The organism is Staphylococcus schleiferi, assembly GCF_025558325.1.
Lineage (GTDB): Bacteria > Bacillota > Bacilli > Staphylococcales > Staphylococcaceae > Staphylococcus > Staphylococcus schleiferi.
In genome coordinates this window covers 665,123-681,980 of the sequence record NZ_CP094712.1, presented here as the reverse complement: position 1 = coordinate 681,980, position 16,858 = coordinate 665,123, and the positions used below count along the sequence as shown (strand labels likewise).

At 38.2% G+C, this 16,858-nt stretch carries 16 protein-coding genes; 3 read left to right on the top strand and 13 right to left on the bottom strand.

What is annotated here, in order from left to right:
* Positions 1-7: 7 nt before the first annotated feature.
* The 8 genes from MUA40_RS02895 to MUA40_RS02860 form a co-directional block, all read right to left on the bottom strand.
* The gene (locus tag MUA40_RS02895) at positions 8-1,012 is read right to left on the bottom strand and encodes a ThiF family adenylyltransferase (RefSeq protein ID WP_016426324.1); all 1,005 of its coding nucleotides are present in this window, start codon (positions 1,010-1,012) and stop codon (positions 8-10) included.
* A 226-nt stretch (positions 1,013-1,238) separates the two neighbouring features.
* Complete coding sequence (locus MUA40_RS02890) at positions 1,239-1,844, bottom strand: ATP-binding cassette domain-containing protein (protein ID WP_262569869.1); 606 nt, start codon at positions 1,842-1,844, stop codon at positions 1,239-1,241.
* Complete coding sequence (modB, locus tag MUA40_RS02885) at positions 1,845-2,516, bottom strand: molybdate ABC transporter permease subunit (RefSeq protein WP_016426322.1); 672 nt, start codon at positions 2,514-2,516, stop codon at positions 1,845-1,847.
* 10 nt (positions 2,517-2,526) lie between these two features.
* On the bottom strand, positions 2,527-3,240 hold the full coding sequence (modA, locus tag MUA40_RS02880; RefSeq protein ID WP_207554547.1) for a molybdate ABC transporter substrate-binding protein: 714 nt from the start codon (positions 3,238-3,240) through the stop codon (positions 2,527-2,529).
* A 126-nt stretch (positions 3,241-3,366) separates the two neighbouring features.
* Entirely contained in the window at positions 3,367-4,866 is a 1,500-nt protein-coding gene (gene galT, locus MUA40_RS02875) for a UDP-glucose--hexose-1-phosphate uridylyltransferase (RefSeq protein ID WP_371665255.1), read from the bottom strand.
* A gap of 9 nt (positions 4,867-4,875) precedes the next feature.
* Positions 4,876-5,868 (bottom strand): UDP-glucose 4-epimerase GalE, encoded by a 993-nt coding sequence (gene galE / locus MUA40_RS02870; protein WP_016426319.1) that lies wholly within the window; start codon positions 5,866-5,868, stop codon positions 4,876-4,878.
* A gap of 15 nt (positions 5,869-5,883) precedes the next feature.
* On the bottom strand, positions 5,884-7,050 hold the full coding sequence (locus MUA40_RS02865) for a galactokinase (protein ID WP_167732657.1): 1,167 nt from the start codon (positions 7,048-7,050) through the stop codon (positions 5,884-5,886).
* Between the two features lie 77 nt (positions 7,051-7,127).
* The gene (locus MUA40_RS02860) at positions 7,128-8,129 is read right to left on the bottom strand and encodes a LacI family DNA-binding transcriptional regulator (RefSeq protein ID WP_126496264.1); all 1,002 of its coding nucleotides are present in this window, start codon (positions 8,127-8,129) and stop codon (positions 7,128-7,130) included.
* A gap of 184 nt (positions 8,130-8,313) precedes the next feature.
* On the opposite strand from MUA40_RS02860, the gene fdhD reads away from it, so the two are divergent.
* Complete coding sequence (gene fdhD, locus MUA40_RS02855) at positions 8,314-9,105, top strand: formate dehydrogenase accessory sulfurtransferase FdhD (RefSeq protein ID WP_016426316.1); 792 nt, start codon at positions 8,314-8,316, stop codon at positions 9,103-9,105.
* Positions 9,106-9,269: 164 nt separating this feature from the next.
* Here the strand turns inward: fdhD and MUA40_RS02850 are convergent, their stop codons facing one another.
* From MUA40_RS02850 to MUA40_RS02835, 4 genes are all read right to left on the bottom strand, one after another.
* A complete protein-coding gene (locus MUA40_RS02850) occupies positions 9,270-10,064 on the bottom strand; it encodes a GNAT family N-acetyltransferase (protein WP_228446239.1) in 795 nt (264 codons plus the stop codon).
* A 25-nt stretch (positions 10,065-10,089) separates the two neighbouring features.
* Entirely contained in the window at positions 10,090-10,650 is a 561-nt protein-coding gene (locus MUA40_RS02845; protein WP_016426314.1) for a biotin transporter BioY, read from the bottom strand.
* Between the two features lie 90 nt (positions 10,651-10,740).
* Positions 10,741-11,601 (bottom strand): ROK family protein, encoded by an 861-nt coding sequence (locus MUA40_RS02840; RefSeq protein ID WP_016426313.1) that lies wholly within the window; start codon positions 11,599-11,601, stop codon positions 10,741-10,743.
* A complete protein-coding gene (locus MUA40_RS02835) occupies positions 11,594-12,253 on the bottom strand; it encodes a FadR/GntR family transcriptional regulator (RefSeq protein ID WP_167732659.1) in 660 nt (219 codons plus the stop codon). Before MUA40_RS02835 ends, MUA40_RS02840 begins: the two co-directional genes overlap by 8 nt.
* Before the next feature lie 158 nt (positions 12,254-12,411).
* Here MUA40_RS02835 and MUA40_RS02830 point away from each other — a divergent pair, with 158 nt between their 5' ends.
* Both MUA40_RS02830 and MUA40_RS02825 read left to right on the top strand, forming a co-directional pair.
* A complete protein-coding gene (locus tag MUA40_RS02830; RefSeq protein WP_167732660.1) occupies positions 12,412-13,293 on the top strand; it encodes an N-acetylneuraminate lyase in 882 nt (293 codons plus the stop codon).
* 150 nt (positions 13,294-13,443) lie between these two features.
* Entirely contained in the window at positions 13,444-14,964 is a 1,521-nt protein-coding gene (locus MUA40_RS02825; RefSeq protein WP_016426310.1) for a sodium:solute symporter family protein, read from the top strand.
* A gap of 790 nt (positions 14,965-15,754) precedes the next feature.
* Here MUA40_RS02825 and MUA40_RS02820 read toward each other — a convergent pair.
* A complete protein-coding gene (locus MUA40_RS02820; protein ID WP_016426309.1) occupies positions 15,755-16,672 on the bottom strand; it encodes an ABC transporter substrate-binding protein in 918 nt (305 codons plus the stop codon).
* Positions 16,673-16,858: the final 186 nt, after the last annotated feature.

The following is a 16,858-nucleotide window of genomic DNA, read 5'->3' as shown; positions in this document are numbered from 1 at the left end:
TTTATGACTAACCAAACAATTTATGTACTAAAACTTGCGCTTGATGTAAATCTTTTAACCCATGGATGAGTAAGCGACCATCTTGAAATGCCACAATACGATAAGCTTCAAAGTGGAAGCGAATTAAATATCCATTCGATTGATAAGAGATTTGACGTTCTTGTAAAAATGTAATGAGTGCGTCATGTGTCAACGAAGGATGTTGATATTGTACAGTATCCCTTCCGCACAATGCAGCAAAGTGTGTCTCTTGTGCATTCATATAAGGATAAGTCGGTGTTGTCCCACATGTTGGACAATCTGAACGATATAGGCGTTGCATGCCAAATCGATAATGTGTCCCTTCCCAAATGTCACCATATGTGAGTTTTGCTTCTATTGGCGTTTCAGTTAAAATTTTCAAAGCATCAGCTAATTGAAGACTTGTTGTCATTGTTACAGCAGGCTGAATCACCCCTACTGTGTCACATGTCAAATTCATCGATGGGATTTGTGGCACGAGACATTGAAAGCAAGGTGTTTCACCCGGAATAAATGGCGCTTCCACATAAGTACTTTGTACCACACCCCCATAAATCCATGGTGTGTGATATAAATAAGCGGCATCGTTAATCAGCAGACGTGTTTCAAAGTTATCTGTTGCATCCATAATTAAGTCTACTTCTGGTACAATTCGTTCTAAAAAAGCACTGTCAACATGTTCGATAAACGTTTCGATTTCTACATCCCGTCGTATCGCATGTAGCATTTGTTGGGCTGCAATCACTTTAGGTACACTTTCATCAGCATCTTGTTCTGTAAAGAGTGTTTGTCTTTGCAAATTAGAATGCTCAATATAATCTCGGTCGACAATCATTAATTTTCGGATACCTGCACGCACTAACCCTTCAGCAAGGTGTGTCCCAAGCGCACCCATCCCTACAATCAACACTGCCTTTTGACTGATTTTTTGTTGGCCACTTTCACCGATGCCTTTATATCGTATTTGTCTAGAATAGCGATCCTTTGCCATATTAAAACGCCTTTCCATTGATTCTTTTTATTAATTATACGGCCTCTATTTTATCTACTCAATTGATTAAAACTTAATTCTAATTTTTTCACAATTAGGTAAAACCGTATTAATCTCTCAGTAGATTCCCTACATTTTAATGACACGACTGAAGTTCAATGATGATTTCACTCCTCGCGCATCATACTATTAAGGTAAATCGGCACTTGAACGCGCACAGAAGTCTTTATTGAATCACGATAGTTTCATCCGCTAATGCATTGGCTTCCCATTTTGAGTGCGTGACAAAAATAATAGGAATTTGCCATTGTTGATATATTTCTTTGATTAAATCAATCCCTTGCTGTTTTGCCTCATCATCTAAACTTGAAAAGGGTTCATCTAGCAGCAGTAAATCAGGTTTCATACTTAATGCCCGCGCTAATGCAATCCGCTGTTTTTCTCCACCAGAACAACGCTCTGGATATGAAGCTAATAAGTGCTTTATGTTTAATTGGTCAATTAAACGTTCAATGTGCGCATTATTTTGTGCCATAAAGGTAATATTTTTAAATACTGTCATGTGTGGAAATAACTGATAATCTTGAAACAGATAGCCTATACGTCTTTGTTGAATGGGGATATGTACGCCTTGTGATGTATCAGTCAATGTCCGATGATGCATACGAATATACCCTTTATCAGGTATACGAATGCCCGCAATCATATTTAGTAACGTCGTTTTACCAATCCCAGAAAAACCTTGTATCGCATAAATACGTGGCCGATAACTTCGAATATGAATATGAATCATACGTTGGTTAATCGCTGTTTGAATATTTATCTCAATCAATTAATCCACCTCCCGATAACGATCACGGTTCAACATGTTCATTGTACCGATGACCGATATGGCAAAAGCGACGAGCACGAGTACCCATAGCCAAGCTTGGTTCTCTCGTCCTTGTTGAACGAGAAAGTAAATCTCTAAAGGCAATGTATTCGTTTTACCCGGAATATAGCCTGCCACCATCAATGTTGCGCCAAATTCACCAATGGCACGCGCAAAAGCTAACATCGTTCCAGTGATTAACGCCCGCTTAGATAATGGCAAAATAATTTTAAAAAAGATTTTCAGCTCAGATGCCCCCATCGTACGTGCGGTATTTAACATTTTAGGATTGATATTTCTAAATCCTTGCACGACATGTTGATACATTAATGGAAAACTCACAATGACTGAAGCAACCGTTGCCCCTATCCATGTAAAGACCACTTTAACACCGAGTACATCCGTCAAAAAATGACCAAAACCTCCGTTCACTGAAAAGAGCATCAGTAACAAAAACCCGAGAACTGTCGGTGGTAAAACGATAGGAAGTAATACAATGCTTTCAATCATATGCGTCCACTTTTGTTTCCGATGATACATCGATTTTGCGAGTAAAATACTCAAAATAAAAACGATGATGGTACTTACCACTGCTACACGTATTGAAATCCAAAGCGGCGTTAAATCGTGCATATCGACTCACCTAATTCTTAAAATGATAATCTTTCATAATTTGTTGTGCTTTGTGACTCTTCATAAAGTTATACCAAGCTTTTGCTTCTTTTGTATCTGTAACTCTACCCATACGATAAACAATAGGCTTTTTAAGTGGCGCTTCAGCTACTTTTTCGACACCTTTATGTTGTTGTTTTCCGACGTATAAATCTGTGTTATAAACAAATCCTAATTGTGCGTTCCCTTTATCCACGTAATTTAATACTTCACGCACATCTTTTGCATAAACGACTTTTGGTTCTACTTTTGACCATAATTTTTGGCTTTCGAGATACGTTTTCCCATATTTTCCAGCTGGTACAGATTCAACTTCACCCATTGCAAGGTGATCTTCATCGCCTAATTGATTTACACTTTTGATAGGACTTCCTTTTTTGTGAATTAATACGAGTGTATTGCGTGCATAATCATACGTCTCTTTCACTTTTCCTTTTTGTTTTAGTAAATCTACATCTTTCGTATTTGCCGACATCAATACATCTACGGGTGCCCCTTTATCAATTTGTTGACGTAAAGCGCCGGAGCCTCCGTAATTGAAGTTTACCTTAACATTAGGATGGTCTTTATGAAAGGCTTCCTCCAAATCTTTTGTCACATCTGTCAAACTTGCAGCCGCTGACACAGTCAACGTTTTCGACTGTTCTTCTTTTGAATTGGATGAGGATTGTCCGCAGGCTGTCATTAACAATAAACAACTTAACACTAGTAATCCGAATAACTTTTTCACCTAAACCGCTCCTTTTTATCAATGCTATCTCAAATAAAAACGTTCGAAATCAGTATATCAAATTTCGAACGTTTTGATGTGTCATGTTTCATTTAATGTGGTGATAAAGCGATTAAAAGCAGCTTGACCTGTTGTGTTTCTTTTAAAAACCCCTGCATCATGTAGCACTCTTTCAAATTTATAACCCACTTCTTTTCGGACAATTTCATAAGCATCTAGTTTATTAAAGTCATATTGACGTTTCATCTCATGTGCCCACTTTTCGTGTACACCTAATGAAACATTTTTGTCGCCTTCTAAATAGGCAATCACATTTTGGAGCTCGTCTTTTAACCGTCCGGGTAAAATGGCAGTGCCCATAACTTCGATTAAACCTATATTTTCTTTTTTGATATGTTGGACATCTTGATGTGGATGAAATAGACCATCTGGATGAGCTTCAGTCCGTTGGTTATCACGTAAGACTAAGTCCATTTCGTAACAATGATTTCGATACCTTGCGATCGGTGTTATTGTATGGTGTCGCTCTCCTGAACTACTTCTAGCTTTAATTTGCACTGTAGGGTCACTATAATCTTCCCATTTTTGTCTAATCCATTCACTTGCTGCAATCAGTTGTTCCGTATCTTTCGAAATGAGACGAATCACACTCATTGGCCATTGAACGATACCTGCCGTAACTTCAGGATAGGACTTTAAAGTAAAGTCACGTTCTAACTGAGCGAGCGCCATTGGAAATTCATGGCGTCCTGCTTGATAATGGTTATGGGATAATATGGAACCCCCTACGACCGGAATATCTGCATTAGAGCCGATTGTGTAATGTGGAAACTGTCTTACAAAATCAAGCAAATTTTCAAACGTCCGTTGATTAATCTTCATCGGCGTATGTTCTTCAGATAGTAAAATGCTATGCTCATTAAAATAAACATAAGGTGAATATTGAAACCCCCATGTTTCCCCATTAATGTTCATCCGGACAATTCTGTGATTTGAACGTGCGGCTTGGGTCATACTGCCATAGAACCCTTCGTTCTCCATACAAATTGCGCATTGCGGATATTTTGAAGCAGGCGCGAGCTTTTCTCGCTCAATCTGACGTGCATCTTTTTCAGGTTTCGATAAATTAATTGTAATCTCGAAGTTACCATATTCTGTCGATACATCATACATAATGTTTTTGGCAACTGCCTCTTGCTTAATGTAATGATTGAGATGACTTAATTCATAAAAGTAATCTGTAGCCGCTTGGGGTGATTGTTGGTATTTTAGGTAAAACATTCGATTCACAGTAGAGGGTTTTGGCGTGAGCAAATCCATTAAACTCGCTTCCAACTGTTCGCGTTCAGCCAAAATATCATCGTATACACCGCGTTGAATCGCATCTTCAATAAGAACATTTACCATTTCTATCGGCGACTGGGGTTGTACATCAAATTGATTATCCAGTAACGCAACATCATTTGCTTTCAAGCGCGCTAAAATTTGGTTCACAACATAAATTCGGTCTTCTATTTCAAAATCACCTTGTTCAATAACAGCATCTGCAAATTGATAGACATGTGATGCATTTGCCATAATGCGCCTCCTCTATACGTTCTCATAGCCATTCGGATGACTTTGATGCCACTGCCATGCCGTTGCGATAATTTCATGAATGTCGTCATGCTGGGGTGTCCAACCTAATCGTTGCGTTGCTTTCTCACTAGAAGCAACCAGTTTGCTTGGATCGCCTGCACGTCGTGGTGCAACAACTGCTGGAATTTCACAACCCGTCACTTCACGAGCAGCATTTAAAATTTCTTTAACGGAGTAACCGTGGTTTGTTCCCAAGTTAAACGCACCACTCTCTCCACCTTCTTTTAAATAATTGAAAGCAAGTATGTGCGCAGTGATCAAATCCGTCACATGTAAATAGTCTCTAATCGGTGTTCCATCTGGTGTATCATAATCATCGCCAAACACGTTTAATTTATCTCGTTGACCTAAAGCCACTTGAAGCACGACAGGGATTAAATGCGTTTCCGGATGATGATCTTCACCAATGGAACCATCCGCTTTTGCACCTACTACATTAAAGTAACGTAAAGCAGCATAACGGATACCGTATGCCTCGTGACACCATCGCATCATTTTCTCCATCATTAACTTACTTTCACCGTAAGGACTCGTAGGCGCTTTTTTAGCAGTCTCTTCGATTGGAATCACTTCTGGTTCACCGTATACTGCTGCTGTCGAACTAAAGATAATATATTGTACATCATGTGCACGCATCACTTCGAGTAACACTTGTAAGCCGTACACGTTGTTATTAAAGTATTCGAGCGGCATGGTTACAGATTCTCCAACTAACGAAAAGGCACAAAAGTGAAAAACACCCTCTATTTGTTCTTGCTCAAATACTTGATTGAGAAAACTTGCGTCACGTATGTCTCCTTCATAAAATTTTGCTGCTTCATGTACAGCTTGGCGATGCCCCTTCACTAAATTATCAACAACGACAACTTCATGGCCCGCTTCCACTAACTGATCAACACAGTGACTTCCTATATAACCGGCGCCTCCTAAGACAAGTAATGACATGTTTGATCCACTCCTTTAAACTTCTTCTAAAGTACGTACGCCATTGGCAATATCAACATGATAAAACAAAGGTGCATAACCGACCGTGCGTGTATATTCTTCTGTCACAATACGCTCTAAATCTTTAATCTTATCTTGGTGCACAAGGGCAATGGCACAACCTGCAAAGCCAGCCCCCGTCATTCGCGCACCTAACACACCCTCTACTTTTTGTGCGGATTCTGCTAAAGTGTCTAGTTCAATCCCTGTCACTTCGTAATCATCTTTCAATGAAGCATGAGAAGCATTTAATAACTGGCCAAACGTATCAAAGTCATGTGCCTTTAGTGCTTCATAGGCTTGCTTCGTACGTGCATTTTCAGAAATAGCATGTTTGGCGCGACGACGTAATTTTTCATCATTAATGACATGTGCATAAGCTTCAAATTGCGCCATCGTTATTTCTCCAAGCGACTGCACATCAAGATGTTGTTGCAATTGTGCTAGCGCTTGTTCACATTCAGCGCGACGCTCATTATATTTAGACTCTGCCAATTCACGACGCTTATTCGTATTCATAATTGAAATTTTATACGTGCCAAATTCCGTAGGGACATAATGATATTCCAAAGTGTTTGTATCTAACAATATTGCATGATCCTTTTTACCAAACCCAATAATAAATTGGTCCATAATTCCAGAATTCACACCAATAAAGTCATTTTCAACACGCTGCCCCATTTTAACAAGCTCTAATCGATTCATGTTAATGTGAAATAAAGTCGTAATTAAATGGCCAGTAAGCAACTCGATTGAAGCAGATGAAGATAAACTGGCGCCATTCGGAATGTTACCTTCATAAATGATATTGAAGCCTGTTTCAATCTGAGGATATCGTTCAACAAGAAAGCGAATAATACCTTTAGGATAATTGCCCCATTGATCTGAACTCTCATAATACAAATGGTCTAAATCAAACGAAATCACACCGACTTCTTCAAAATTTGTAGAGTATAGTTGAATCAGTCTGTCGGATCTCTTAGAAATCGCACCATACGTGCCTAATTCAATTGCAGCTGGGAAAACAAATCCTCCATTATAATCCGTATGCTCACCAATTAAATTAATCCGTCCAGGTGCAAAAGCTGTCAATGTGGGTGCTTCATGGAAAATGTCAGTAAATTTTTGCGTTAGATTTTGCATAGGTCACACCTCAAAGTTAAATTTATAGTAAACATCAATTACATTTTACTGTTTAGTGAAAGGGCTGTCAATAGAGGCTAGCGCTTAGGAAAACTACTTCGGTATTGCAATGCTGTATTAAGCTGCATATGAATGGCGACTTCGCGTTGTCCTTTCATTAAATCTTGGGCCAAACGCACAGCTTGGCGCCCAAACTCCTCTATCGGAATACGAACACTTGATATCATAGGTACGGTATATTGGCTCATTTCAGAATCATTAAAGCTCACAATTTGTGTATCCTCTGGAATATGAACGCCATACTGTTGTAATCCTTGGATGACACCTACCGCAAGCATATCATTACCAGCAATAACCAATTCAGGCAAGGTCGACTGTTGCGCTATTTTCTGTCCTACTTCTAAGCCACTTTCCCGATCCCAGCCAGACGGGTAAACAACAGGTGTTTTCTGATTTAAGTCGCACCAATCCATATAGGCACGTTGTCTCGCATCCAACTGAAGGCTATAATCTGAACCTATGCCTCGTATTTTAGTTTCACCACCCACATAGACAATCGATTCTATTTGCCGCTTTTGAATACCACTCAATAATGCTGTCATACTTTGATACAAATCAGAAGAAACGGCATCAATACCACTCGGTGCATCTAACTGATTGATTAAAATAAGCCGCTCGTTATATTGATAAAGCTGTTCGATAAATGACTGCTTAAAAGGTCCAATGACGATGACTGAACCTGCCTTTTGAATACGCTCCAACATGTTATAGTGTTTGATTTCATGCGTGCGTATCGTCTTTTTTAAAGTAAGGTTTAAATGTTGAACTTCCTTTTCAATTGCCAAACGAAGCTCTCTATAATAAGGATCGATCATTTCCTTTTCCTTCGATGCATGTGTCACAATTTGGATTTGACGGGTCAATCGTTTTTGCTTTGTATAACGTAATCTATTTGCAATTTCAATAATGCGTTCTCTCGTTGCGGTTGCAACGGATAATGAAGGGTCTTCGTTCAAAACACGAGAAACTGTACCTGGACTAACGCCTGCCTCTTTCGCTATTTCTCTTATACTTGCCATCGTAATTTACACTTCCTTAGTTTGTTTACTACATTTTACTAACTTAAATGACTGTTTTCAATGACCATACTCGTAATATTTCTTTTAATAGACAGCATTAACACTTAAAATAAAAGCTATATAGTCTGTCAGTTTTGTGTCAAACACATTTAACAATTTTCACATTGAAAGGGGCGATAGACGATTGGACTCAGATATTCGTTTAAATCAGTCCATTATACGTTATGAGAATGGAAAATTATATGCAACGACAGATGATTACGTCACCGAATTCCCACTCACGATAATGGTGAATCAAGAAGAGTTTGCGACCGTCATATGTAGTCCAAACTATATCGAAGAATTGGTATTAGGCTTTCTTGCATCTGAAGGTGTGATACTTAAAAGAGATGAACTTAAATCTATAGACATTGATGATCAAAGGGGTTATGCACATGTCGAAACGACAGTCCCGCTTCATGACCGAATCCAACTATCAACCAAACGTTTAGTCGCTTCATGTTGTGGTAAAAGTCGCGAATTTTATTTTCAAAACGATGCCGCTATTGCTAAAACAGCAATGACCACCATCCAAGTCACACCCGAGCAAGTCTTAACGATGATGGCTGAGCTACAAGAACAAAGCGAAGTCTTCCACGCTACTGGTGGGCTTCATAATGCTGCTATTAGTGATGGCGCTCAATTTTACATTCACCGTCAAGATATCGGACGGCATAATGCGTTGGATAAACTTTATGGTTATTGTATCGAACGCCATATTATTGTGCGAGATAAAATCCTCATTTTTAGCGGTCGTATCTCGTCCGAAATCTTAATTAAAGCAGCTAAAATCGGTGTAGGTATGATTATTTCTAAATCTGCTCCTACGACACTTGCAGTTCAACTCGCTGAAGACTTGAATATTACGGCCATTGGCTTTGTTCGAGACGGTCACTTTAACATTTACAGTCATCCAGAACGCGTTCAAAACCTTTAAATGAAAAGCGCTAATAAAAAAAGCGCTAAGTTGACGTTAAATAACTATCAGCTTAGCGCTCGATTCATTTGATATGCAATTGCTTTTTTATAGATGTACAGCCTTCAATCTTTACTTCAGTTTCCCAAAATAGCTTAATCACGTAATTTAACATTATCTTTAAACTAAATATGTAGATCGGCAGATCCTGATGGATGCGCGTCAATGTGTTCTTTGAGCGCACTATATTGAAAACTTACATAAGTATAACCTTGTTTGATATACATCTCTTTCGCCGTATCCTCTGCGTCCGCAACTAAAATAACGGGTCGCTTTCCTGCAATTTCTCCTACTTTAGCTTGCATACTCGAACCTATCCCTTGACCGCGATATTGCTCTGCAACAGCAAACCCATCAATTTCAACTGTACCTTCTTTCTCAATTAGGTTCAAAATACCAACGGGTTGGTCATCCAAATAAGCAACGTAATAGTTTAAAGGGCGCTCTCCTAATTCAATATGCTTTCTTACAGCATCTCTAAACTCTGCATCATAATCTTCTCCATAAGGAAGGTTTAGCGGGCTAGCCACTTGCAGAAAATCTTCCACATGATTCGTTGTCACACGTGTCATTCGAATCGGCTTTCCTTTTAATTGTCGCAACATATTCGCTTCAATTACATAGAGCTCTAAGCATCCCAATTGAAACCCTTGCGCACGCAGAAACTGCATCATTGAAGGTTTGGGTTTTACATTTTCAGGAAATTCAAACTGTAAGTGAGCGGCACCTATATTTTGATGCATCACTTGCTGTTGCAACATATCCGCTTTCAATGTAAGTGGATCAGGCATTTGATGATAGATCCATTTATTTGCGTCATAGGCGAGTGGACGTGAAGGCTTAGCGTAAATTGTATATCGCTCGTTGGATTCAACGATTTCACCTTCTGTATAAATGCTATTCATTTGAATTTCCATCATCTTCCTCACCCTCTTGGACAAATTTTTAACGTGCCATTTGGCGCATCACACGGGATACGATTGGATTTTTTAACAATGCCACCGCAATGAGTGTAGCAACAATCGCCTTTATCAAATCACCCGGTACAAATGATAGCGACAGCCATAATGCTTTAGGAATTGGCATATGTATAATCAAGCCCATTACAATTGCACCGACAACATCTAATAAAATAACACCAACCAACAATAAAATAAGAAAAATACGTTTAAAGTCGAGTTGATCAAACTGACGGTCTCTTGCCCAACCGATTAAAAAGGCAACTACCGGATACATAATAAGAAAGCCTGCGCTCGGTCCAAAGAAAACACCATATCCCCCACGTCCGCCTGATAATAATGGCGCACCTAGTAATACGAGTAATAAAAATACGATGACACTTAATGCACCATATTTACGTCCTAACAAGATTCCCGCTAAAAAGATACCTACATTTTGTAAAACAATGGGTACCGGAAAAAACGGTAATGGAATCGCAGGAACAAATCCCATAATCGCGATAATCGCTGTCATTAATGCTGTATAAACTAGAAATTTTGTATTCACTTCATTTCCTCCTCAATACTGAAGTCACACGAATATGACCACTTCATTACAGTATTATAGCATTAATGTAAATAAAAATTCTATATCAGTTTACAATTCAGAAACTGCCCCAATCAGTGCGGCATTATTTTGTAACATGGCGACCTCAATTCGTGCATGTCCATAGCCATCAGGAAGAAATTTCGTGAGCTGCGGTTGGATATATTGTAACAGTTGTTCACCTTGTGCTGACACCCCACCCCCAATAATGATGATTTCTGGATCATAAATCACTTGGATTTCAGCTATCCCGCGTGCGATTTCATAAGCCCATTTTTGAAGATATTGCCTTGCTGTAATATTGCCACCTTGCGCATCTTCAAATAATTGTCGGACATTACAATCAGGGTATGTGGCTTGAATTTGTTTTTTTAGTGCTTGTGTTGAACCGCGCTGTTCATAATTGGTTTGTGTTACTGGATCATAAAGTAAGTCACCGATTTGGTTTGGCCGATGCCGTTGTCCAGTCAGTAATCCCATATCATGATGATAATAACTACCGCCTATGCCTGTCCCTAACGTTAAACAAAATGCGCTGTGATAAGTTTCATTTCTAAAACTCAGCTCACCTAACATAGCGGCATCGACGTCGTTATAAATACGCAAATCATCTACAAACGGCGCTAGCCTTTTACCAAATTGGGTGCCCGTGTAATCTTTAATATTTGGATTTGCATAAGCAATAGACGCTGTTTCACGATTGACCGCTCCTGCTGTAGATATTCCTACTAATACTTTTGAAGTACGATAACGCTCAATATATTGTTTTAAGCGTTGCTCCACAACATTTAGAATCGCTTCATTTTCATTGATGGGTGTTTTAACTTTATCATAATCTAACAATTGATTCTCCTCAGTGATAACTGCTGATTTAATATAAGTCCCCCCAATATCAAAAGCAAATTTATTCATAAAACTCTGCCCCTCTCATCAGATGTTGTGTCAATAGTTCTTTAGCCAATACATAATTTTCATTCATTAAAGCTTCGTATATTTTTCGGTGTTCCGTCAAACTCCTTTCATTTTCAGTTTGTGTTGTTTCGATTGCCATTTGATAAAAATACGCCTGTACGACAGCACTCATTTGCTTAAATAATGATGAGTCGACAGCAGCTAATAAACTTTCATGAAAAGCTTGATCTGCCTCAACATTGAAATCTTCTACGTTATCCACTAACGCTTCTTTGATCGCCGTGAGCGGTACATTTTTTCGTTCAATAATATCAATAGCGGCAAGTTCAAATGTCAGTCTCAACATCATCAAGTCTTTTAAATTCCCTTGCGAGACTTGAAAACTAAATAAAAACCCCTCTATTAATGGGGTAATATCTTGGTCTTTCACTAAAGTCCCCCGACCTTGAACACTTTCAGTCACCCCTGTATTTTCCAAATAACTCAAGGCTTCACGTACGACAGAGCGACTCACTTGATACGTTTCAGCGAGCTTGCGTTCTGTCGGAAGTTTATCTCCCGCTTGAAGCGATTCGGCTAAAATATAATCTTTTATTTTTTTCACCACAATTTGTTTTAAATTAGTGCCTGATTGTCCTACTTCTTTGCCCATCCAACAGCAATCTCCTTGTTATTAATTTGTTATATTTTACCACAATCTGAACATTCTCAAATGAAAATTAATATTGACCCCATTTATAATAACGCTTACAATTAAATTATAAATTGGTCTGACCAATATTACAAATCTGTTTTGGGAGGTTTTAAAAGATGGAGGATCATCTCAAAGGCTTATACGCAGCTTTACTTGTTCCATTTAATGAAAAAGGCGAAATCAAAGAAGCGGGTTTACGTCAGATTGTACGAAATGCGATTGATACGCAAAAACTTGATGGTTTGTATGTCAATGGTAGCTCAGGGGAAAATTTCTTGATGAACACAGCTCAAAAGAAAGAAGTTTTTCGCATCGCTAAAGACGAAGCCAAAGATGCCATTCGGCTAATCGCTCAAATCGGTACACTTGATTTAAACGAAGCCATTGAATTAGGGCAATATGCGACAGAACTTGGTTATGACGCATTATCCGCAGTTACGCCTTTTTACTACCCTTTTACATTCGAAGAAATTCGAGATTATTACTTCAAAATTATTGAAGCAACAGGCAACAAAATGATTGTTTACTCTATTCCAGGACTTACAGGGGTCAATATCTCAATACAACAATTTGAAGAATTATTCCAAAACGACCATATCATTGGCGTGAAATATACTGCACCTGACTTTTTCTTACTTGAACGTTTAAGAAAAGCATTTCCTGATAAATTGATTTATTCTGGCTTTGATGAAATGCTTGTCCAAGCAGCCATTTCAGGCGTAGATGGGGCAATTGGTTCGACTTTCAATGTCAATGGCATACGTGCACGTCAAATTTTTGAACATGCACAACAAGGACAGATCGAAAGCGCCTATCAAATTCAGCATGAAACGAATGACATTATCGAAACTGTCTTAAAATTAGGTCTTTATCCAACGCTTAAAGCCATTTTAGCTGAGAAAGGCTTGGATACAGGTGTACCAAAAGCACCTTTCCATCCATTTAATGAAGCCAATCGTGAAACACTTCAACAATTGATTCAACGTTATCAACTTTAATTCATAGGTAATACACCTATGTAGAAAAAACGGAGTGAGTCATGTCGTTTCTCTATGTATGTTACATACTCACTCTCTTTTTTACCGTTATATGTAAGCGCTTACTAATTATTTAATTAATTTTAAAACAAAATGAGAGGTGTCATTTATATGCATACAATTGGATTTGGATTTTGGAACTGGGCGGCATTACTTTGCTATTTATTGTTAATGTTAGGTATTGGCGCTTTCTTTACTAAGCGAGCGGGTAAAGATACAAATAGCTTTTTCACCGCAAGTGGTCGACTGCCTTCTTGGGTCGTAGGATTCTCTATTTATGCGACAACACTGAGTGCCATTACTTTTATGTCTACACCTGAAAAATCTTATTTAACTGATTGGTCTTATATTGCAGGTAATGTGGCTATCGTTGCAATTATTCCATTGTTAATCTATTTCTACATTCCTTTTTTCAAAAAGTTAAAGATTACGTCTGCTTATGAATATTTAGAAGCACGGTTTAATCCAGCGGTTCGTGTTTTAGGTTCTTTATTATTTGTACTTTTCCATTTAGGACGTGTCGCAATCGTTATCTATTTACCTACACTCGCCATTACAGCTGTATCCGATATTAATCCATATCTCGTTGCGAGTTTAGTCGGTGTGCTTTGTATTGTCTATACATTTTTAGGCGGTTTTGAAGGCGTCGTCTGGAGTGATTTTATTCAAGGTGTGATTTTACTAGGTGGCGCACTGGTTATTATTATTATCGGTATCGTTCATATTGATGGTGGTTTAGGCACTGTAGTCAATGAAGCTGTTGACAAGCAAAAACTCATTAGCGCAGACAATTGGAAATTCACCGCCGCATCAGCAGCCATTCCAATCATCTTTTTAGGAAGTATTTTTAATAATTTACAACAATATACAGCAAGTCAAGACGTTGTACAACGTTATCAGGCCTCTGAGTCACTTAAAGAAACTTCACATTCTTTATGGACAAATGGTCTTCTAGCAATGATCTCAGCACCGTTATTCTATGGCATGGGGACTGTCTTATTTGTTTTTTATACGCATCATACGACACTCCCAAAAGATTTTAATACCTCTTCCATTGTGCCTTATTTTATCTTAACTGAAATGCCACCTTTTGTAGCTGGATTAATGATTGCTGCGATTTTCGCTGCTGCACAATCAACGATTTCATCGAGCTTAAATTCTATGGCGGCTTGTTTATCTGTTGATATTAAACAACGCTTCTTTGGTAAAAAAAGCGAGGAAGCTGAAGTACGTTTTGCACGTCTTGCCACTATTGTCGTCGGTCTGCTTGGCATGTTGATTTCTTTATACCTTATTGCCGCAAATTCTAATGATGTATGGGATTTATTCTTATTAATTACTGGTCTTTTTGGGGTACCAATTGCTGGAATTTTTGCAGTGGGTATTTTCACTAAACGTACACATGGCATTGGTGTCATTATTGGCATCATCGTCGCTGTCATTGTCAGCTACTTCTTACAAGGTGTTGGCGGTGCAGGTTCCCCATTTTATGTATCGATTATTGCTTTTATTACAGCCTTTGTGACAGCTTATATCGCTAGTCTCATTATTCCTGCGCCAAACAAAGACATCTCTGGTCTCACGATTTTCGATAAACACGGCGCAATCACATATGAAAGAAAAGTAAAATAATGATTTAATACAGTCATAAATATCCAAAAATCGAGTAGGAGAATGAGTCTGGGACATAAATACCAAAATAAATAGAGCCTGGGACATAAATACCAAAATAAATAGAGCCTGGGACATAAATACCAAAATAAATAGCTCGAAGATGATTTTGATAAAAATCGTCTTCGAGCTTCCTTTTTTATTATCATGCTTCGTATAAGATTTACTGTACACACTTATGTATTCTTTTTCGTTCCACTACTTATCCTTCCATAAGCTGCCGGTTGAAAACCGTATTCTGCACGTCGTAAACCTGTAACCTCCAATCTTTACTTTGTATTGAATATTGTTCAGTCCTTCGGTACATTTTCCCTACTATGACTTTTGCTGACTTCTCATCATTTGTTGTTACTACGGTAGGACTACCGCTGATGAGACCTCCCCGGGTAAGGCGTAACCACTTTCCACTCATGTCACCGCATCATTTACTATATAGAACTCGGGTAGTGTCGGACTTTATCTTGTATAGCAGATTCATCCATTCTACATAGCCTCAGTATGATATTTCTGTTCGTCAGTGCGAGTGTTTGCGTCCGACTTCCTTCAGATTCCACTTCACAATGGACACCCTTGTCTTTCGCTAACAGTTCCTACTACCAAGCCTGTAACGGACTTTTACCGTCAAGTTGTTACCCATGCCGGGCGCACTATGAAAAAGCACTAAGATGATTATTGTCCTTCAAATCATCTTAGTGCTTATTATTTTATGATGAATTTCCCTGTCTTTTAACGCTCTAAGTTTAACTTCGCTCTATTGATGTGCTAATAATTGTTTCTTTAAGTCTTTTCGAATTACATCTAATGAATAAGGATCGTTATACCAATAAACTTGTGAATCTACATCGAATGCATGTTGTTGCTTAACTGCTGGCAAGTTATTCCAAATTGACGTGTTTTGGAATTCTGGTTTTGCAGCATCTTTTACTTTTGCAGTAATGACATAGTCACCAGCGTATTTGTCAATTTCTTCTTTAGAAATCTCTTTCCAACCTTCTTTTTCAGTTGCTTTTTCTAAAGCTTCAGGCATTTTCAAACCAAATGCTTGATAAATTACTTCACTGCCTCTTCCCCAGTTTTTACCATATGCATAAAGTTTTTTATCAAAATCTTCGAAAATAGAAACTGATGTGTCGTCACCTAATTGTTTTTTAATTTCTTTACCATCTTTTTCAGTTTGCGCTTTCCAATCTTTAATCCATTTTTCTGCTTCATCTGATTTACCTAAAATTTCACCCATTGCTTTTTGTTGTTCTAAATAATCGTATTGTCCGTAATCAAAAGCAAGTGTCGGTGCAATCTTTTTCAACTTGTCTGTATTTTTATCTGTGTTATATGTGATGATTAAATCCGGTTTCAAAGTCGCAACTTTTTCCACATCTTCCGCGCCAACTTTATCTACATCTTTGAATTCTTTTGACAGCACAGGACTTTGTTTGATTTGATCAGAGACCCCTACAATCTTTCCTCCCAAGTACTTCAAACCGCCTGCATAAGTCGGTGCAAGTACAACGATGCGTTTTGGATCTTTAGGAATATCCACTTTATCTTCACCTTTTGCTGTTTTTAATGCAAAAGATTTTGTATCATTTTTACTGCTTTGCCCTCCATTTTGGCCACAAGCAGATAAAACAAGCAAGATTGCCAATAATGGTAACCATAATTTTTTCATTTATTTACCCTCCAATTGATAACGATTATCATTATTATATAGTGGATACATTTTTAAGGCAATCTTTTTTTAATAAAATTTTGTAACTTAATAAAAATTACCGATTTTAAAATGTAAAGTTTCCAAAAAGCGTGTGCACTATACAATGACACCATCAAAAAAAGTAAGCTAAAAATCTCAGTTGAC

Excerpts from the sequence above, each read along its gene's own strand:
- MUA40_RS02840 (WP_016426313.1), bottom strand. The coding sequence starts at position 11,601 with ATGAATAAATTTGCTTTTGATATTGGGGGGACTTATATTAAATCAGCA.
- MUA40_RS02865 (WP_167732657.1), bottom strand. The coding sequence starts at position 7,050 with ATGCAAAATCTAACGCAAAAATTTACTGACATTTTCCATGAAGCACCC.
- MUA40_RS02825 (WP_016426310.1), top strand. The coding sequence starts at position 13,444 with ATGCATACAATTGGATTTGGATTTTGGAACTGGGCGGCATTACTTTGC.
- modA (WP_207554547.1), bottom strand. The coding sequence starts at position 3,240 with ATGACAGCCTGCGGACAATCCTCATCCAATTCAAAAGAAGAACAGTCG.
- MUA40_RS02820 (WP_016426309.1), bottom strand. The coding sequence starts at position 16,672 with ATGAAAAAATTATGGTTACCATTATTGGCAATCTTGCTTGTTTTATCT.
- MUA40_RS02860 (WP_126496264.1), bottom strand. The coding sequence starts at position 8,129 with ATGGCAAGTATAAGAGAAATAGCGAAAGAGGCAGGCGTTAGTCCAGGT.
- MUA40_RS02835 (WP_167732659.1), bottom strand. The coding sequence starts at position 12,253 with ATGGGCAAAGAAGTAGGACAATCAGGCACTAATTTAAAACAAATTGTG.
- MUA40_RS02850 (WP_228446239.1), bottom strand. The coding sequence starts at position 10,064 with ATGATGGAAATTCAAATGAATAGCATTTATACAGAAGGTGAAATCGTT.
- galE (WP_016426319.1), bottom strand. The coding sequence starts at position 5,868 with ATGTCATTACTTGTCTTAGGAGGCGCCGGTTATATAGGAAGTCACTGT.
- modB (WP_016426322.1), bottom strand. The coding sequence starts at position 2,516 with ATGCACGATTTAACGCCGCTTTGGATTTCAATACGTGTAGCAGTGGTA.
- MUA40_RS02830 (WP_167732660.1), top strand. The coding sequence starts at position 12,412 with ATGGAGGATCATCTCAAAGGCTTATACGCAGCTTTACTTGTTCCATTT.
- MUA40_RS02895 (WP_016426324.1), bottom strand. The coding sequence starts at position 1,012 with ATGGCAAAGGATCGCTATTCTAGACAAATACGATATAAAGGCATCGGT.